The following is an 18,557-nucleotide window of genomic DNA, read 5'->3' as shown; positions in this document are numbered from 1 at the left end:
GAACGGGGCTATCCAGGACGGCTCCGACGCCGTGATCACACCAGCCACATCAAGATCATGCCACCCGCGACCGGCACTTACGGGACAGGCCTTAGTCCCCGAGAAACCACAGGTAGAGATGTGATCCGTTCTCCACGTGCAGGCAGAGCCTTTCGATCTCCGCCGCAGACTCCTGCCCGATGATCTCGCGGACGGACTGGTCGCCGACTTCCCGTCGAAGCCTTACCGCCTGGCGCGAATTGAAAATGGTGTCCGCGTGCGGCAGCAGGCTTCCCAGGAAAGGAAAGTGCTCTTCGTCGACGCGGCCGACGGTTTCCGTCCAGTCCAGTCCGCAAGATCCGCGCAGCACGATTTCGCCGCTCTCCGTACGTACCTGCGCATCGATCATCGGCTACCACCTCGTCAGTTCGGGTGAACACTCTCGACCGCACCCTTCCGCACCCATACCGCAATCGAGAACAGATCGTTCCCGTCCGCGTCGTAGCCGATCGGGTGACGGCTTCTGATGTCGAGAACGTGGCGGTGGGCGGAACCGGTGCCGAGGTTCATGTTGTCCATCGGCTTTCGCATCGCCAGCCTGGCCCAGTTCCGGATGTGGTCCGGTGTGACCCAGTCCTCGAACTTCGACTTCTCCGCCCATTTCCAGGAGTCCTCATGGTTGGCGTCATGCCGCGGGAGGATATGTTCGTCCATCACCTTGTCCGAGACCGCACCGGTCCCGCAGTTGTGGACGAGGACCGGAGCCGTGCCCACCAGCACGTAGTAGGTGTGCAGGTCGGCGACCGTGAGGTTGTGGACCTTGAGGTGCCGGCGCTCAGAGTCGACGGTGGTGACCTGGACGTACGTCCCCGCCGACGTCCGGAGCCAGTCGCCGGGCGCGAGCTCGTCGGCGCGGGTCCAGGCTTTGTCGGCCGCCAGCCAGAACGGGTGGTTGCCGGTGACCGACACCGTCGCGGTCAACGAGCCCTTGTCGCCGTCGAGGTCGACGCCGACCCGCACCACGTTCTTGTCGCCCTCGCTGGAGAAGACCGCGGTTGCGGCCCGGTCACCGGTGACGTCCTTCTGCGGGTCGGTGGCCAACACCCGGTCGCCCGGCCGGACTTCCTCGATCGGCTTGGCCGTGCCGTCGGCCATCAGCACCGGAGTGCCGGGCACGAAGCTGCACTTCGAGCCGGAGAAGCTCATCGCGTTCGTGGGCCGCGGGGCCGCGACCGGCGCCTTGCCGCCGCCCGCGCCGCCTCGGCGCTTGCCGCCGCCGGGCAGGAACACCGGGAGGTCGGCGGCCGGGATCTCCAGGTTCTCCGCGACCTGGGCCTGGATCTCTTCTGCCACCAGGTCCTTGACCTCGTCCTTGACGGCGTCCTTGACCTCCTGCTTGAACTCGCGCTTGACCTCCTTGAGCGCGAGCTTCCCCCACTTGGCCGCCTTCACCGCCGTGGCCGCGTAGCCGGCGCCCGGGACGGCCGACGCCAGCGACAGCGCGGCGTCCTCGTAGTTGCCCTCGGCGGCGTACCACGCGGCGTTGGCCACGTCGGCGACCTCGCCGACCACCGGGATGGCACCGACGATGTCGAGGACCGCGTGTCCCAGCGCCGCCCAGAAGTGCCCGTCGATCTCGATGTTCGAGATCGGGTTGCCGCCCGCGAAGGAGTAGCGGTTGGCGGTCCAGGCGTCCGTGCCGAGGTTGAGGTCGGCGAGCGCGCCGTTGTACATGTCGCGCGACAGGAACTGGTTCAGGCCCGGGCTGTAGCTGCGGAAGCCCATGTCGTACGTCTGCGAACCGCCGTCCCACCGCATCGAGTTGTAGCGGTAGGCGTTGAACGCCTCGGTGCCGCCCGTACCTCCCGGGCCGGAGGGCTTGTCCGGGCCGGAGAACGACTTCGGGTCGTCGCTGCCGTAGGCGGTGTAGCCGTACGTCGCCTTTGTGTCGCCGTTCTGGTCGGTGACCGCCTCGACGTCGGAGTGCGGGCCGTACCCGAAGTACGTCGTCTCCTTCGTCTTGTCCGACTCCGACTTCGGCTTGGTCTGTGACAGCCGCTCGCCGAACGGGCCGTATTCGTACTCGGCCTTCACCTCGCCGCCGGTCCTCTCCGCGACGACTTCCTTTCCCAGGCCCAGGTACTCGAACTCGGTCTTCTCCGCCGGCCCCGACGCCGGGTCCGCGGTCGTCTCGGTGCGCCGGTCCAGCGGGTCGTACACCGACGTGGTGACGGCCGGCTCGCCCGCTCCCGGCACGCCCCACGCGCGGTGCTCGGTGACCCGGTCGAACCCGTCGTACGCGTACTTCTCGCTCGGCTCGCCGGCCTGCGTGATGCGGCTCAGCCGGCCGAACGGGTCGTACGTGTAGGCGAAGGCCCCGCCCGCACCCTGCACGGTGGACGACACCAGCCGATTGCGGTCGTACGTGTACTCGGTGGTCTTCTTGGCGACCTCCTGCCACACCACGTTGTTGCCGGCGTCGTGCCGGTAAGCCTCGGTCGTGTCCTCGCCGTCCGACGTCTTGACCACCTTCTCGACCCGGTTGCGCGGGTCGTAGGCGAAGACCGACGTGCGGTCGATGAACTCGCCCTTCTTGTCGGCGTTCATCGTCCGCGCCGCGTCCCGGGCACGGTTGCCGTCCGCGTCGTAGCCGATCTCGTGCCGGGCCACCAGGGCGCCGTCCGGCTTCTTCTCCTCGGTGGTGAACAGCAGCCCGTCGAGGTGGTAGGCGTTCGCGACCTTGTTGCCGTTCGCCTTGACCTGCGTTTCCAGGCGCCCCAGCAGGTCCCACGTGAACGTGGTCGTCCGCGGCTGGGCGTCCTGACCGGTGCCGGGCGTCGTCGCGCTCAGGGCCAGGCCCCGCGGGTCGTAGTCGTACGCGGACTCGGCGCCGTCGCGTGTGCGCTTGCGCAGGTTCCCGTTCTCGTCGTAGGCGTACACGGTGGTGTGCGCGGGCGTGCCGCCGCCCTGGAACTCCCGGACCTCGAACGGGCGTCCGAGTGCGTCGTACCCGGTCTCGAACCGGCTGCCCGGCCCGCCCGCCGTCTTGTCGGCGACCTCGACCTGGTTGCCCTCGGCGTCGTACCGGTACTCGAAGGTGTGCACCGGCGGTTCCGCGGCGCGGCCGGCATCGGCGGCCGGCACCACCCGGACGGCGTCGGCGAGCAGGTCGCCGTCCGCGCCCGCGTCCGTCAGGGTGACGCGCGCGTCGCGTTCCTGGGGAAGGCGGAACACCCCGAGGTCGACCCAGCGCCCGCGTTCGCGCGCCGCCTCGATCTCCTCCAGGGTCCGGCGCAGTTCCACCGTTCCCTCGGCCGGGCCGCCCTCCGCGTCCACCGTGTACCGCGCCCGCACCGACGCGGCGGAGGAAGCGACCACCCCGGCGGGGACGTAAACCGCGACCTTGTACGCGCCGAACTCGCCTTCCTTGCCGGGCACCGGCAGCGTCCACGCAAACGAGCCGGGGCCCGACGCAGCCGCATGGGAGCGTGCGTCCCCGCTCCACGCCGTGTCCCGCGCCAGCGTCGGCCACGCGCCGACCGCCGTGGTCCGCCCGGCGTCGGCGTCGTCCGACACCGCCGTCGTCGAGACGGCCGGAGCCCCCTTGTCGGTACGCGACTTCAGCTTCCCGTCGGGGAAGTACTCCCAGCCCATGGTCCGGGTGTTCGCGCCGTCGCCGGTGATGGTGCGGGTGAGCTGATTGCCCATCACGTCGTAGGTGAACCGCGTCTCGACCTGCCACGGGTCGACGCTCGACCGGACCCGGCCGTTGTCGAAGTAGTCGGTGCGCGTGACGCTCGCCTCGCCGCCCTCGCGCGACGCGGGCGCGATCGACTTGACCAGGTTGCCGACCGCGTCGAACTCGTACCGCATCTCGTCGCGCTTGTTCACGTGCGTGTGCGCCGGGTCGTACGGCAGCACGGTCCGCACCACGCGGTTGAGCGCGTCGAACTCCGATTCCCCGGTCAGCGTCGGCTTGTTCTCCGCGAGCGCCCTGGGGGACCACACACGGGTCGGATTGCCGGCCTCGTCGTACTCGTGGCGCGTGACGCGGTACTCGACCGACCCGTCGGGCTTCTTGCGGTGCGGCACGCGACTCTCGACCAGCGCGCCGCGCGCGTCGTAGCGGGCGAACGACTCGGTGCCGTACGCGTCGGTCCGCACGGTCGCGTTGCCGTCCCGGTCGTACCGGATCCGGCCGGTGGCGCCGACCGCGTCGGTGGTCTCGACGGGCCGGTGGCCCAGGTCGTACACGGTCGTGCTGGTCGGCCGGGACGATCCGCGCGCGTTGGCCAGCGGATCGGTGGTGGCCACCATGTTGCCGACCGCGTCGTAGGCCATGGTCCGGCGGCCGCCCATGGCGTCGCGCGTCTCCACGATGCGGTTGAGCTCGTCGAAGATCGCGAAGCTGGTGTAGTCGTCCGGGTCCGCCGTTTCGTTGCCGCGCGGTGTGGTCGCGCGCACCGGGTTGCCCACCGCGTCGTAGGCCATGGTCGTCACCCGGGCGGGCCCGTGCGGATCGTCCCCGGGCGCGGTACTGGTGACGACCTGGCCCATCTCGTTGTAGGCGCTGGTGCGCACGGCGCCGTTCGGGGCCGTCGAGCGCAGCACGTTGTCGTTGCCGTCGTAGACGGGCGGCGGGGTGACCGCGAAGACGCCGCGGGCGGTGTCGACCGGCGCCTTCGACGACAGCGGGCGCCCGCGGACGTCGTAGGTGCGGGTGGTGGCGTGCCCGAGCGCGTTCGCCGCGGACAGCACGTTGCCGACCGCGTCGTACACGAACGTCGTGCGGTTGCCGAGCGCGTCGGTGATGGTGCGCGGTGAGCCGGTGGCGTCGTAGTCGGAGAAGCGGGTGCGGTTGCCCCGGGCGTCGACGGCCTCGAGGAGGCGCCCGGCGGAGTCGTAGACGTTGCGAGAGGTGAAGTTGCGCTTGTCGTGCCGGTCTTCGGCGTTGCCGCGCGGATCGGTCAGCGAGGTCAGGTTGCCGAACGCGTCGTAGCCGAACGTCCAGCGGCGACCCTCGGGGCTGACCTTCTCCACCAGGTCGGCCACGTGCCCGTCGAGGTACGTCCGGTACTTCAGCCCCGTGGACGCCTTGTCGCCGGCGTTGGCCACCGCATTGGTGACGGTGAGCGGGTTGCCGGTCCGAGGGTCGTACTCCCACGTCGTCAGGGCGCCGTCGGCCTCCCGCAGTTCGCTGACGTTGTTGTCGGAGTCCCAGGCCAGCTCGGTGACTTCGCCCTTGGCATTGCGCGCGGCGACCGGACGGCCGAGTGCGTCGACGGTGTACGCGGACGCGCGGCCGAGGGCGTCGGTGACCGTCATCGTGGTGCCGCCGCGCCCGGCGGGAGCCCAGTCGAAGCCGGTGCCGCCGCCGCGCCGGTCCACCACGCGGCGTACGCGATCGTCCGCGTACTCCACCGAAGTCCCGTGGCCCATCGGGTCGTTCACGCGTGACAGGCGTGCGGAGCCGTCGGCTGCGGCGGCGTACTCCATCCGCAGCGTGCGTTCGGCGGGCGTGCCGGCCGCGTCGGCGATCAGCCCGAGCCGGCCCTTCTCGTCGTACGTCAGCAGGACCCGGCGCCCGGACGCGTCCGTGACCGAGTGCAACTGGCCGATCAGCGCGGCATTGGCCAATCCGGTGCCGCTGTGCACGACGTCGCCGACCAGGTAGGCGTGGTCGTCGCCGGGCCGCAGGTAGTCCAGCGTCAGCACGGTGCGGCCGGACGCGTCGACGACCCGCGTGAGCTTGCCGGAGAACCCGGGCCCGGCGTCCTCGTAGTGGAAACGCAGGGTGTTGCCGTTGCGATCGACGACGGCGGACTGCAGGCCGAGCCGGTCGAAGAAGAACTGCGTGCGGTCCGGACGGGTGAACACCCAGGCGCGCCCGGGGTCCTTGCTCCCGGTCGGGGCCAAGTGCAGGTGTACACCAGGCGGGTGGTCGTAGTCCCAGCCCTCGGGGGTGTCGGCGCCGTGCCGGTTGAGCCGGAACACGTGGGTGGTGCCGTCGCCGTCGGTGAGGCGTACGGATTCGGCGTGGCCGTACGCCGACGCCGCGCCCGGCTCGAACTCCAGCGGCGAGCCGAGCCGCGTCAGTGTGGACGCCGCGACCGACCAGCCGCGCCCCGCCGAGGAGTTCGCGGCGTCGCGGGCGTTGTGGGTGAAACGCAGGAACGCCGCGGGGCCGAGGGAGGGGTTGGCGAGGACGTTCCAGCCGAGGACGGCGTTGCCGTCGACGGCGTTGACCATGAGTGCGGCGCCACCGCCGACGGGGATCTGCGTGTACTGGTGGAACTTCTCCAGCCCGAGCCGGTCGGAGGACGCCGGCGCCGGCTTTGAGGCCTGCCCCGCGGCCTGCCCCGGAGCCCGTCCGGACTTCGGTGCCTTGTCGGGTGGCAGCTGCTTCGGGGCGCGGTAGTCCGGTTCCCGGTAGGGCAGTTCGCCCTTGCCGGGGGCGACGGCGCCGCGGTGCCGGCCGGGGTCGGGTTGCCACGGGTGCCACTGCGGCCCCTCGGCGGACTTCCCGGCAGGGCGCCGGAATAGGCTCTCCGCGGACGCGCCGGCCGGGGCCAGCAGAATCAGTGCCAGTAGCCAGACAAGAACGGTACGGATCCTCGGCACGCCGGCGGCCCCTTGTCGTACTAACCAATTGGTTGCCCAACTCAGTAGTACAGGAGCGCGATCCGAGGTCCGGACCGACACGATCCGCCATTAGGGGGAAATCCCCCGCCGACCCGTAACCAAGCGGCGGGTTTCGCGGGGCCGCCGGTGCGGGTGTGCGGGTGTGCGGGTGTGCGGGTGTGCGGGTGTGCGGGTGTGCGGGTGTGCGGGTGTGCGGGTGTGCGGGTGTCAGCGCTGTAGGTACGCCACTACCGCGTCGGCGAAGCGGTCCGCCGCGCCCTCGTCGTACCGCAGGAACAGCGACGGCTCGGTCAGCTCCAGCTCCAGCAGCACCGGATGCCCGTCGGCGTCCGGGACGAGGTCGACGCGGGCGTACAGCAGCCGTTCCGCGCCGCCCGGCACCGCGGCGAGCACCTGCTGCGCGACGTGCAGCTCGGTGTCGGTCGCGGACCTGACCCGGATGTCCTCCTCCTTGTAGAGGCCGACCTCGTTCGCGGGCCCTTCGAGCATCGCGCCCTTGCGGATCGCGTGGCTGTAGTGCCCGCCGAAGAAGATGACCGCGGTCTCGCCCGCGGAGTCGACGGCGTGCTGGTAAGGCTGCACCATCACCGTGCGCTTCTCGGCGATCAGCTTCGTCGCCAGCCCGGCGGCCAGCGCCCGCTGGGCCGAGTCGGCCAGGTCATAGCGGCCGGTGTTCCGCGAGCCGCAGCTGATCGCGGGCTTGACGACGTACTCGCCGGAGGTGGGCAGCGTCAGGGTGCTGTCGGGGTCGAGCCAGGCCGTCTCGACCACGGGCACGCCGACCGCGGCGAGGTCGCGCAGGTAGGTCTTGTCGGTGTTCCACCGCACGACGTCGACCGGGTTCGCCAGCCGCGGCACGCGCTCCGCCCAGGCCACGAACTCGGCGTGGCGGTCCGAGTAGTCCCAGGTCGACCGGATCACGGCGAGGTCGTAGGCGTCCCAGTCCGCGGCCGGGTCGTCCCACACGACCGGCTCGGCGAGCACGCCGCGCGCGGCGAGAGGGGCGACGGGGGCGATCTCGTCCACGTCGAGCTTCGGGAGCTCGGCGCACGTGACGAGGGCGACGCGGGCGGTGGCGGCCTGAGGTGCGGACATGGCGTCACGATATCCGGACAATCATTCCGCATCGCGCAGGGGACGCCCGGGGGCCGCCCGCGCCGAAAAGCGCCGAGCCGTCCGGGGAGAGTGCGGCGGGGCCGACGACCGGGCACGGGGGAGTATCCCGGCCGTCGGCGCACGTCGCCGCTCGGGGCCGCGACGTCGGGGTGTCAGGAACCCTGGACGTCGACCAGCAGCTTCAATTCTGTGCCCGCCTCCAGGGCGGTGAAACCCGCCGCGACCTCTTCCAGCGGGATCGGTCGCACCCAGCCGTCGAGTGGGTAGGAACCGTTCACCATCCCGTCGATGACCGCCGGAAAGTCGTTGCAATAAGCACAACTTGCGACGATGTCCACGCCGCCCAGGAACGCCGCCATCGGGTGGAAGGTCACCGGCTTCATGTACACCGCGACGGTCACCATGCGCCCGCCCGGCCGGGTGGCCGCGATGCCCGCGTGGAACGCCGGTTCCGCACCGGCGGCGTCCACCGACGCGTCCACGCCCTCACCGCCGGTGAGTTCGCGTACCGCCGCCACGACGTCGACCGCGCCCGGGTCGAGGATCAGGTCCGCCCCGCCACCGGTCATGTCGGCCAGCTTCGCGAGCGCCGCACGCCGGTCCGCGGACGGCTCCGACACGATCACCCGCTCCACCCCGCGCGCCCGCAGGTCGAGGTACGTCGCGATGCCGATAGGCCCCGCGCCGAGCACCAACGCCGTTCCGCCCGCCGGGACCTGAGCCCGCGTCACACAGTGGTGCGCCACCGACACCGGCTCGACCAGCGCGCCCTGAACGGCCGTCAGGGACTCGGGCAGCACGTGGACCATGTCGGCGCGCACCACCGTCAGGCCCGACATCCCGCCGCCCTTGGGGGACAGCCCGTGCCAGGTCATGTTCCGGCAGAAGTTGTACGTCCCGCGCACGCACGGCGCGCACTGCCCACACGTCCACATCGGCTCGACCGCCACCAGCGCGCCCGGACGAATCGCGGCGTCGGCCACGCCCGTCCCCACCTCGACGATCTCCGCCGAGAACTCGTGGCCGAGGATTACCGGGTCGGCCAGCACCTCCCGGAGGCCGCCCTCCCAGAAGTGCAGGTCCGAGCCGCACAGGCCGGTGAAGCGCGGGCGCAGCAGGACTTCGCCCGGCCCCGGCGCCGGGTCGGGCACCTCCTCGATGCGCAGGTCGCGCGCGTTGTGCAGTACCGCAGCCCTCATCAGCGTCCATCCCTCCCGGGTCGGCGGCCGGAGCCGCCGCCCGATGCCGTCACTTTCGTGCGCGCGAGCGTCTCCGTGTGCGTGGTCGTTCGCGTGGCCGTGTACGTGGCCATGCGCGCCGCCGTGCTCGTGGCCGTCGCGGCTGTCGCCGTTCGCCGCATCGGGTCAGCCGACCGAGCCGGCGGTGTCGCCCGCCTCGCCCGCGTCATCCGACCCGCCCGCGCCACGGGCGGCGGACAGCCGTTCGATCGCGCCGATCAGGTCGGGGTAGCGCCCGGTCCGCGCGCCGCCGTCCACGCCGTACACGCTGCCCGACACGAAGCCCGCCTCGTCGGACGCCAGGAACAGCACCACGTTGGCGACCTCGGCGGGCTCCGCGAAGCGGCCCAGCGGGGCGTTCTCCACGTACTCGTCGACGACGCCCGGGATGTGCCAGATGCCGCCGGTCGCCTGCGTGCGGACCAGGCCCGGCGCGACGGCGTTGACGCGCACGCCGTGCCGGCCCAGCTCCAGCGCCGCGACCTCGGTCAGCGCGACGACGCCGGCCTTGGCCGAGCAGTACGCCGCCATGCCGCGTCCCGCCTGCACCGCGTTCAGGCTCGCCATGTTGACGATCGAACCGCCGCGCCCCGCGGCCTTCATGGCCGCGCCCGCGTGCTTGACGGTCAGGAACACGCCGTTCAGGCACAGGTTCACGATGCGCTGGAAGGCCGCGTAGTCGTGGTCGACCAGTTCCGCTGAACCGCCGCCGCCCGCGTTGGCGACCGCGACGTCCAGCCCGCCGAACCGCTCGACGGCGAGTGCCACCAGGGCCTCGACGTCCGCCTCGACGGTCACGTCGCAGCGCGCGACCGCGACCCGGTCGCCCAGCTCATCCGCGAGCACCTTCAGCGCGGCCTTGTCGATGTCCCCGGCCACCACAAGCGCGCCCTCGGCGGCGAACCGCCGGGCGACCGCCTGTCCGATGCCCGCGCCCGCGCCGGTCACCAGTGCGACCTTGCCGTCGATGCGGCCCGCGGCGCCGCCCGCGTTCCCGCCCGCGGGGACTCCGGACGCGCCGGGGGTGCCGACTGCCGAGCTCATGCGCCCGCTCCTTCCGCGCCCGCGGCGCCACCGGCGGCCGTACCCGCGGCCTTGTCGGTTTCGTAGTCCTTCATCGCCTTGCCGACCGCCTGCGCGGTCTGGTCACGCCAGCGCTCCGAGAGCCCGACCTGCCAGTCCTGCGACCCGAGCGGACCCGCGGACTGGCCGGTGAAGTGCGGGATCACCTCGCGGGCGATCAGCTCGTACGAACGACGCGTCGCCTCCGCGTCCGCGAAGTCGGCGCCCATGAACAGGTAGGCGCCGAACCCGCCGGACTTCTGCCACAGGCGCTCGATCTGACGGATCGCCATCTCGGGCGTACCGCAGATGAACGAACCCGTCGCGTTGCCGTGGTCGAGGCGCGCGTCGAGAGGCGTGTCGGGGTCGTACGGAATCGGCAGGACCTTCGCCTGGTAGTCCTGGATGTCGCGCAGGCCGTACGCCACCTCGCGCCGCGCCTGCTCCTCCGTCTCGGCGATGTGCATCATGCCCATCAGCCGCCAGTCACGCCGGTTGACGGTCTTCCCGTGCTGCGCCGCGACCTCGTTGGCGACGCCCCAGTGGTAGCCCAGCGCGTCGAACCCGCCCTCCTGGCTCGCCGCGATCGACAGCATCCCCGCGCCGAAACGGCCCGCGGTGCGCGGCCCGGCGGGCGAGAAGGTCGCCGCCACTGCGATCTCCAACTGCTCCTGATACGGCCGCAGTTGCAGCTGCGCGTCCTGAAGCGTGAACCAGTCCGTCTTGCGGGTCACCGGCTCGCGGCCCGCGAGCAGCGCGGTGACCGCCTCCAACGACTCCTCCATCATCTCCCGCTGCCGGGCCGTGTCGATGCCCAACATGTGGGCGTCGGAGGCGAGTTGACCCGGTCCCACGCCCAACATGACGCGCCCGCGCGTCAGGTGGTCGAGGAGAACCATGCGGTCCGCCACGTGCAGCGGGTGGTGGTAGGGAAGCGACACGACGCCGGTACCCAGGCGCAGATGACGCGTACGTGCGGCCGCCGCGGCGATGAAGACCTCCGGGGACGCCACGATCTCCCAGCCGCCGGAGTGGTGTTCGCCGATCCAGGCCTCGTCGTACCCGAGCCGGTCCAGGTGCTCCAGCAGGGACAGGTCCTGCTCCAGTAGAAGGGTCGGGTTCCTGCCCGCCTTGTGGAACGGGGCGAGGAACACGCCGAACCGGAGCGGCCACCGCCCGCCGTCGGCGACCTGCGCCGCTATCTCGTACGCCGACACCCGGGGCCTCCTGATGCTGTGTCACCGAATGGTGCTGTGCTGGTCGTCCACCGGTTGCGCCTGCCGAACTTCGGCCACGCCACAACCGATGCCGGGCACCCTGACAGGACGCGATACGCGAATCAAGAGTCGCACTATGCGAACAACCGCGGCGGCTGCGGTACGCTGCGGGCAATGAGCCGACCGTCCCCGCAGACCGACCGCCTCATCGCCCTGGTCGATCTGCTCGCCGCCCACCCCTCCGAAGACTTCACGCTCGCCGAGATCGCGCGCGGGCTCGGCGTCGGCAAGGCCACCGTGCACCCGATGCTGACCACGCTGACGCGCGCGGGGTGGCTGCTCCGGCATCCGGTGCGGCGCACGTACCGCCTGGGGCCGGCGATCGTCGCGGCCGGACGGGCGGCGGCGACCGGCGAGACGCCGCTCGACCTGACCCGGCCGGTCATGCGCACGCTGTCCGCCGAGACCGGACTCGGCGCGCTCGCGCTGGTGCCCTGCGGCGACGCGGCCGACGCGGACGACCTGCGGGTCGGCGAACTCGTCCGCACCGGCACGAGCCGGGAGGGCGCGCTCGGCCTGCGGCTCGGCGACCGGGTACGCCCGCGCCCGCCGCTGGGCGCGGTCACCGTCGCCTGGGCCGGGCCCGACGCGGTCGACGCGTGGCTGTCGGCCCTCGACGCGGAGCCTGCCGTAGCGGTGCCCGGGAGCCGCACATACCTGCGCGGCGTGCCACCCGAGTCGCCGGTCGTGACCGAGGCCCGCAGGACCCTGCTCCCGGCGCTCGCGGGCGTCCGCCGACGGGGGTGGGCGCTGGAGACCGTCGACCATCTCCGTGACCGACTCGGTGCGCTGGTACGCGACCTCGAGATCGATCTCGGCACCGGGGACTGGGACATCGCAGGCCGCACCGCCGCCCTGCGACGGGCGATGAACGAGGTCGGGCAGGCCTTCGACCTCGCGGAGGCACTGCCCGCGGTGATCGACCCGGACACCGAATACCGCGCCTCGTCGATCAACGCGCCGGTGTTCGACGCGGACGGCTCGGTGGCCGTGGTGTTGTGCCTCATCGACCACCACGCCCCCGTCGTCGGGCGGGACGTCATCGCGCTCGGCGAACGGGTGCACGCGGCCGCCGAAACGGTGACCCGGGCCCTGGGCGGCCGGGCACCCGGCCCCGACGGCTGTACGCCAGGGCTGTCGGCCGCCGCCGAGCGCGCCGCCGGATCCGCCGGATCCGCTGGATCCGCCGGAACCGTCGAACCCTTCGAACCCTCAGAAGCGGCCGACGGCTCCTAGGGGACAGGCCGGCATTGGCGAACACGCGGTCGCCGGAGGCCTGTTCGGCCTCCGGCGACCTTGGTGCTCACTTGCGTGAACCGCGCCGGATCGGTTACGAGGAGCCGTCCGGGCACGGGGGGACGAGCGACCGTACGTCTCCCCGGGTGACGAGCCACACGTCCGGGGCGTACCCGGATGCGCCGTTCGCCGCGGTCATGCGGACCCACACGTCACTGGTGCGGGACCGGCCGGAAACCGCCGGGCCGTCGGTGTGGCACGCCACGGTGGCCGAGGAGTTCTCGGGCGCGCGCCCGACCTCGACCGCCCGGGTGTCGGCCTGCGCGCGAACGGGCAGGCCTCCGGGGGCGCGTACGACGGCCGTGACCGGTCCGGATGCGCCGTTCTGTCGGTCCGGGTCGGTGGACCCGGACGGGTAGGTGTTGTCGGTGTGGACGGAGTCGGTCGCCGACTCGCCCGATGCGGGCGGCGTGCCGTCCGCCGGGTCCGAAACGCCGCCGCCGACGGCGACGAGCAGGACGACGGAGGCGAGTGCCACCCAGGCGCCGGCCGAGGCCGAGCGCCGGGGACGGTAGACGGTGACGAGGGTGTCGCGGTCCTTGTAGGAATTGACGGATTGCCAATTGGGGGGCATTTTCCGGATCTCCCGGGCCACTTGGCGTGCACCCTGGCGCACACGGCGCCGGGGCGCGGCGCAGTGATCCCGCGCGGTGCGCGGGCTGGGGAAGTTCCGGCACCCGGCGTGACATGCGAAAACTGCACGTGCGGGCGCCGGAGCGGGATCCGCCGCCGCGAATGCTTCGTCGGCTACTACGGGCATGCGCGGCACGACCCGGCAGACGTGCCGGGTACGGCGGTTCTCCGAAGGAGGGGCAGGCCCACGGCATTTCGGACCGTGCGACCCTGAGGCAGATGTTTCAGCCGACCATAGGCGGCTCCCCGAAATCGTGCCGAACGCGCGAGATATCAACGCGTGTCACAAGTATGGCACAGCCCTATAGGGGTGAGATAAGAGGGAAACTCGGATCCATGCCGGAGCATAGCGAATTGCCCCGTTTTGCCACCAAATCTGAACCGATGGACTGCGGGGCAATTCGCGGAGATCGTGGCGGTAGCCGATCGCCACGTCTCGTCTAATCTCCTTATTGTGCCAGCTATGTGGCAAGTAGCCAAGTGTCGCGGCGCCAGTGTCATCCAGACGTGTGGCAACCCGAGAACATCCCACAAGCCCACCGGCAGCACACGTGCAGGCCGCACGCCTGTTCGCCCCATGACCGCTGGCACACCGCCGAGTTGCCGTCGGCCGGGTGGCCGCGGCCGACTTCTCCGGGATTGCCCCCGCGGGTGTCGAAGGTCGAGGTTTTCCGCGGCGTGGCGCGGGGTACACCACGCTGGTTGCTGTGGTTGAATTCACGCAACTGTTGGCCGCCTCGCAGGATGGTGGCGGTGTACGCCGCGTGCCGCCGTACAGGCCTCGTGTACAGGCGCAGAAGGTATTTCTGTGCAGAAGGAGTACGGTGGAGCACCCTGCCGGGTCTGTCCTGTTCTGGCGCAAGAGCCAGGCCAGCCAGACCGCGAATTGCGTTGAGGCGGCCTGCTCGACCGGCGTCTTCGTACGAGACTCGAAATCCGCGGCGCACGGCCCCGTGCTCACCTTCCGCGGCGAAAGCTGGGCCGACTTCCTGGGCGCTCAGTCGGCGCCGTCCACGCCGGCGGGACCCTCCGTCGGCTGAGACGCCGACGGCGGCAGTGTGGTGAGCGGAAACGGGGCGCCGGATCCGCTCGGCGGCTGGGCCTGCGCCATGCTCGTGATGGCGGCGTCCAGCAGGGTCGGCGTCAGGGCGGCCGGGGCCAACTGCTCGAGTTCCCAAAAGGAAGCCAAGTAGTCGCTGGGAGCATCCTCCTGGGCGCCCTCGACGGTGATCATCTCGCCGGTCTCGGCCTCCCGGAAAAGGACGTCCGGTTCTTCCTCGGCGAACTCGAACAGCACATACGCCATGCGGTAGTTGGTGTAGAGGCCCTCCCACCACGGCACGATGCGCACCGTCACGTTCGGGTACTCCGTGACCGCCAGGATGTGCCGCAGCTGCCTGCGCATGAGCGCCGGGCCGCCGACCGCGCGCTGCACGACCGAGTGGTCCATGATGAAGTGCACCTTCGGCGCATCCTCGCGCGTCAGCAACTCCTGGCGCGCCATGCGCAGTTCGACCAGCTCGTCGACCCGGCTCATGCCCAGCCGCGTCATCGTCTCGCGCGCGTAGTCCGGGGTCTGCAGCAGGCCCGGCACGACCACCGGCTCGAAGTTGCGGATCACGTGCGCCGACGACTCGAAGCCGATGTACGCGAGGTACTCCGAACTGGCTATTCCGCGGTACACGCTCCACCAGGCGCGCTGCCGCGCCGCCCGGGCCAATTCCACCAGGTCGGCGGACAGTTCGGCGTCCGTGTCGTAGTGCCGCAGCAGCGCCCGGAGGTCTGTGGTCGTCACCGCGACCTGGCCGGTCTCCATACGGATGATCTTCGACAGCGACCAGTCCATCTCCTCGGCGACCTCGCGCTGCGTGAAGCCGGCCCCCTCGCGCAATCGCCGCAATGCGTCCCGCAGCTTGCGTCGCGCGACCATCGGGTCCTGCCTCTGCCGCTCCGCCATCGTCGGCCCCCCACGACGTCCATGGTGCTGTTGTCGGCGTACCCAACCGGTCCACAACGCGTGCACGGGTGTCGAACCGAAGTGCGCCAGACGGCGAGTTCGCTGCCCGCCACCCGGCACACCGCTTGGTAGACGAACGACACCTGGTAAAGAGAATCGCGGGTCCCCGCTACCTGGGGCAAGACCTCGCCGGGGACGGCAGCGCAGGTGGGAGGGGCGCACGACGGCGCACGGAAGCACATCGCACGCGCCCGCGGAACCGGATCTCGTCCCCTGGTGGCCGAATGCCACCTCGTCACTGTCCACCCGGCGACCGTCCATGCCGCCAGTGTCCACGCCGCCAGTGTCCATGCCGCGACTGTCCACCTCGTCACCGTCCACCTGGTCACTGTCCACCTCGTCACCGTCCACCCCGCGACCGTCCATGCCGCCACCCGCCACGTGGCCCGCGGCCACATGGCGGCGCGCCGGGTATATCGCGTGGCGGACGGCGTGCCCAGCCGATAGAAACGGGGTGGACAGCGGGGCACCACCAGCGCATGGGAGCGGCGAACACCGTGGGACACATCGACATCAACACGGTGAGCTACTCGCTGCCCGACGGACGCGTGCTGCTGGACGAGGTGTCGTTCCGCGTCGCCGAAGGGGCCACCACCGCGCTCGTGGGCGCCAACGGGGCGGGCAAGACGACCCTCCTGCGCATCGTGACCGGCGAGGTCAAGCCCGACTCCGGAGCCGTCACCCGCAGCGGCGGCCTCGGCGTGATGCCGCAGTTCATCGGCCGGATCCGCGACGAGTCGACGGTCCGGGACCTGCTCGTGTCGGTCGCCCCGCCACGTGTACGCGACGCCGTGCGCGCCGTCGACGAGACGGAACTCGCGCTCATGGAGACCGACGACGAACCCACCCAGATGCGGTACGCCGCCGCACTCGGCGAGTTCGCCGACGCCGGCGGCTACGACGTCGAACCCGTCTGGGACCAGTGCTGCACCGCCGCTCTCGGCATCGGGTACGACGTCGCCAAGTGGCGCCAGATCACCACGCTGTCCGGCGGCGAGCAGAAACGCCTCGCGCTGGAAGCGCTCCTGCGCGGCCCCGACGAGGTGCTGCTCCTCGACGAGCCGGACAACTACCTCGACGTCCCCGGCAAGCAGTGGCTCGAACAGGCGCTGCGCGACACGCCCAAGGCCGTCCTGCTGGTCTCCCACGACCGCGAACTGCTCTCCAACGCCGCCGACCGCATCGTCACCATCGAACTGGGCGCCGCGGGCAACACCGCCTGGCTGCACGGCGGATCGTTCGGCACCTACCACGCCGCCCGCGAGGCCCGCTTCGAACGCTTCGAGGAACTGCGCCGCCGCTGGGACGAGGAGCACGCCAAGCTCAAGGCCCTGGTGCTGATGTACAAGAACAAGGCCGCCTACAACGACGGCCTCGCCTCGCGCTACCAGGCCGCGCAGACCCGGCTGCGCAAGTTCGAGGAGGCCGGGCCGCCGCAGAACATCCCGCGTGAGCAGAACGTGCGGCTGCGCCTGCGCGGCAGCCGAACCGGCAAACGCGCGGTGGTCGCCGAGGCCGTCGAGCTCACCGGGCTGATGAAGGCCTTCGACCTGGAGGTCTGGTACGGCGACCGGGTCGCGGTGCTCGGCTCAAACGGCTCCGGCAAGTCGCACTTCCTCCGGCTCCTCGCGGCCGGCGGCTCGGACCCCGACACCGAGCACCGGCCCGTCGGCGAGGTCGCCATCGCGCCCGTCGCGCACTCCGGCCTGGCCCGGCTCGGCGCCCGGGTGCGCCCCGGATGGTTCGCCCAGACCCACGAGCACCCGGAGTTCGCCGGCAAGACGCTCGTCGAGATCCTGCACCGCGGCGACGCGCACCGCTCCGGCATGGGCCTGGAGCAGGCCGCGCGCGTCCTGGATCGCTACGAACTCGCGTACGCCGCCGAGCAGCCCTTCGACACCCTGTCCGGCGGCCAGCAGGCGCGCTTCCAGATCCTGCTGCTGGAGCTGTCCGGCGCCAACCTGCTGCTGCTCGACGAGCCGACCGACAACCTCGACCTCGTCTCGGCCGAGGCCCTCCAGCAGGCGTTGGAGGCGTTCGACGGCACGGTCCTCGCGGTCACCCACGACCGCTGGTTCGCGAAGGCCTTCGACCGCTTCCTCGTCTTCGGCGCCGACGGCCGCGTACGGGAGAGCGCCGAGCCCGTGTGGACCGAGGGGCGCGTCGACCGGGCTCGAGGCTGACGGCCCGGCGGCGCGGCCTGCGGCGGGTGGCCTGCGGTCTGCGGTCTCCGGCGTGCGGCCGGGCGCCCAGGGAGTCAGAGGCCGCGGCTCCGGAAGTTTGCCCCGTTTGGATACTCTTCCGGGATGCTCACCGTCACCTCGATCAACGTCAACGGCCTGCGCGCGGCGTCCGGCAAGGGCTTCACCGCATGGCTCCAGGCCACCGCGTCCGACGTCGTCTGCCTCCAGGAGGTGCGCGCCGAGCCGCACCAGCTCGCCGACGAGGTCCGCGACCCCGAGGGATGGCACGCCGTGTACGCCCCCTCCGTCCTCAAGGGCCGCGCCGGCGTCGCCGTCTACTCGCGCGTCGCCCCCACGGCGCACCGCATCGGCTTCGGCTCGCCCGAATTCGACGCCACCGGCCGCTGGATCGAGGTCGACCTCCCCGGCGTCACCGTCGCCAGCCTCTACCTGCCCACCGGCGAGGCCGAGACCCCCAAGCAGGACGAGAAGAGCCGCTTCATGGCCGAACTCGCCGCCCACATGGTCCGCATGCGCGAGAAGGCCGCCGCCGAAGGCCGCGAGGTCCTGGTGTGCGGCGACTGGAACATCTGCCACACCGAGGCCGACATCAAGAACTGGAAGGGCAACCTCAAGAAGTCCGGCTTCCTCCCGGACGAGCGCGCCTGGCTCACCGAGGTCTTCGGCAAGGCCGGCTACCACGACGTCGTGCGCAACCTGCACCCCGGCGTCGCCGGGCCCTACACCTGGTGGTCCATGCGCGGCAAGGCCTTCGACAACGACTCGGGCTGGCGCATCGACTACATCGCGGCCACGACGGGCATCGCCAAGACCGCGACGTCCGCCGTCGTGGGCCGCGCGGCGACGTACGCGGAACGCTGGTCCGACCACGCCCCCGTCACGGTCACCTTCGACGTCGCGTACGACGCCGCCGAAGGAGACGCCGAGTAGGAACCGCGACCGCCCCAGCGGCGCCGTCCCGGCGATTCTCCGACGCACATGGTTGCAATTCGCCGGACATCGGCTCAAGGTGGCGGCAGGCGCGCCCGAACTTGCCACAGACCCGCCGTAGTTGGGTACAGGCCAGGAGTCGGCCGCCGTAGTCCCGGCCACG

12 protein-coding genes are annotated in these 18,557 nt (G+C 71.3%); 4 read left to right on the top strand and 8 right to left on the bottom strand.

Translation table 11 applies throughout. The features are described from left to right. Positions 1-91: 91 nt before the first annotated feature. The 6 genes from AB0C36_RS19945 to AB0C36_RS19920 all read right to left on the bottom strand — a co-directional run bounded on the left by AB0C36_RS19945 (position 92) and on the right by AB0C36_RS19920 (position 11,254). Positions 92-388 (bottom strand): hypothetical protein, encoded by a 297-nt coding sequence (locus AB0C36_RS19945; protein WP_358355783.1) that lies wholly within the window; start codon positions 386-388, stop codon positions 92-94. A gap of 14 nt (positions 389-402) precedes the next feature. Then, positions 403-6,600 carry a polymorphic toxin-type HINT domain-containing protein gene (locus AB0C36_RS19940; protein ID WP_358355781.1) on the bottom strand — a complete coding sequence of 2,066 codons (6,198 nt, stop codon included), beginning with the start codon at positions 6,598-6,600 and terminating at the stop codon, positions 403-405. Positions 6,601-6,828: 228 nt separating this feature from the next. Then, positions 6,829-7,716, bottom strand: a complete 888-nt coding sequence (locus AB0C36_RS19935; RefSeq protein ID WP_358355779.1) for an ATP-grasp domain-containing protein — start codon at positions 7,714-7,716, stop codon at positions 6,829-6,831. Between the two features lie 173 nt (positions 7,717-7,889). Further along, positions 7,890-8,936, bottom strand: coding sequence for an alcohol dehydrogenase catalytic domain-containing protein (locus tag AB0C36_RS19930; RefSeq protein ID WP_358355777.1), 1,047 nt, complete (start codon positions 8,934-8,936; stop codon positions 7,890-7,892). 165 nt (positions 8,937-9,101) lie between these two features. Beyond that, entirely contained in the window at positions 9,102-10,019 is a 918-nt protein-coding gene (locus AB0C36_RS19925; protein WP_358355775.1) for an SDR family NAD(P)-dependent oxidoreductase, read from the bottom strand. After that, complete coding sequence (locus AB0C36_RS19920; RefSeq protein ID WP_358355774.1) at positions 10,016-11,254, bottom strand: LLM class flavin-dependent oxidoreductase; 1,239 nt, start codon at positions 11,252-11,254, stop codon at positions 10,016-10,018. Before AB0C36_RS19920 ends, AB0C36_RS19925 begins: the two co-directional genes overlap by 4 nt. A 174-nt stretch (positions 11,255-11,428) precedes the next feature. Here AB0C36_RS19920 and AB0C36_RS19915 point away from each other — a divergent pair, with 174 nt between their 5' ends. Then, the gene (locus AB0C36_RS19915; RefSeq protein WP_358355772.1) at positions 11,429-12,550 is read left to right on the top strand and encodes a helix-turn-helix domain-containing protein; all 1,122 of its coding nucleotides are present in this window, start codon (positions 11,429-11,431) and stop codon (positions 12,548-12,550) included. Positions 12,551-12,644: 94 nt separating this feature from the next. Here the strand turns inward: AB0C36_RS19915 and AB0C36_RS19910 are convergent, their stop codons facing one another. After that, complete coding sequence (locus AB0C36_RS19910) at positions 12,645-13,184, bottom strand: hypothetical protein (protein WP_358355770.1); 540 nt, start codon at positions 13,182-13,184, stop codon at positions 12,645-12,647. A 673-nt stretch (positions 13,185-13,857) separates the two neighbouring features. Between AB0C36_RS19910 and AB0C36_RS19905 the strand changes: the two genes are divergently transcribed. Next, entirely contained in the window at positions 13,858-14,283 is a 426-nt protein-coding gene (locus AB0C36_RS19905) for a DUF397 domain-containing protein (protein ID WP_358355768.1), read from the top strand. Here AB0C36_RS19905 and AB0C36_RS19900 read toward each other — a convergent pair. Then, complete coding sequence (locus tag AB0C36_RS19900) at positions 14,241-15,200, bottom strand: helix-turn-helix domain-containing protein (RefSeq protein ID WP_358355766.1); 960 nt, start codon at positions 15,198-15,200, stop codon at positions 14,241-14,243. The two genes, AB0C36_RS19905 and AB0C36_RS19900, sit on opposite strands and share 43 nt — an antisense overlap. 557 nt (positions 15,201-15,757) lie before the next feature. Here AB0C36_RS19900 and AB0C36_RS19895 point away from each other — a divergent pair. Together AB0C36_RS19895 and AB0C36_RS19890 are read left to right on the top strand one after the other, a co-directional pair. Then, positions 15,758-17,443 (top strand): ABC-F family ATP-binding cassette domain-containing protein, encoded by a 1,686-nt coding sequence (locus tag AB0C36_RS19895; protein WP_358355790.1) that lies wholly within the window; start codon positions 15,758-15,760, stop codon positions 17,441-17,443. 123 nt (positions 17,444-17,566) lie between these two features. After that, positions 17,567-18,394 (top strand): exodeoxyribonuclease III, encoded by an 828-nt coding sequence (locus tag AB0C36_RS19890; protein WP_358355764.1) that lies wholly within the window; start codon positions 17,567-17,569, stop codon positions 18,392-18,394. Positions 18,395-18,557: the final 163 nt, after the last annotated feature.

Origin of the sequence: Streptodolium elevatio (genome assembly GCF_040649515.1) — a bacterium.
Taxonomy (GTDB): domain Bacteria; phylum Actinomycetota; class Actinomycetes; order Streptomycetales; family Streptomycetaceae; genus Yinghuangia; species Yinghuangia elevatio.
This window is presented reverse-complemented; position numbering and strand designations above follow the sequence as displayed.

Bases quoted from the DNA above. Each gene is read 5' to 3' on its own strand.
- AB0C36_RS19945 (WP_358355783.1), bottom strand. From the start codon at position 388: ATGATCGATGCGCAGGTACGTACGGAGAGCGGCGAAATCGTGCTGCGC.
- AB0C36_RS19935 (WP_358355779.1), bottom strand. From the start codon at position 7,716: ATGTCCGCACCTCAGGCCGCCACCGCCCGCGTCGCCCTCGTCACGTGC.
- AB0C36_RS19930 (WP_358355777.1), bottom strand. From the start codon at position 8,936: ATGAGGGCTGCGGTACTGCACAACGCGCGCGACCTGCGCATCGAGGAG.
- AB0C36_RS19925 (WP_358355775.1), bottom strand. From the start codon at position 10,019: ATGAGCTCGGCAGTCGGCACCCCCGGCGCGTCCGGAGTCCCCGCGGGC.
- AB0C36_RS19915 (WP_358355772.1), top strand. From the start codon at position 11,429: ATGAGCCGACCGTCCCCGCAGACCGACCGCCTCATCGCCCTGGTCGAT.
- AB0C36_RS19910 (WP_358355770.1), bottom strand. From the start codon at position 13,184: ATGCCCCCCAATTGGCAATCCGTCAATTCCTACAAGGACCGCGACACC.
- AB0C36_RS19900 (WP_358355766.1), bottom strand. From the start codon at position 15,200: ATGGCGGAGCGGCAGAGGCAGGACCCGATGGTCGCGCGACGCAAGCTG.
- AB0C36_RS19890 (WP_358355764.1), top strand. From the start codon at position 17,567: ATGCTCACCGTCACCTCGATCAACGTCAACGGCCTGCGCGCGGCGTCC.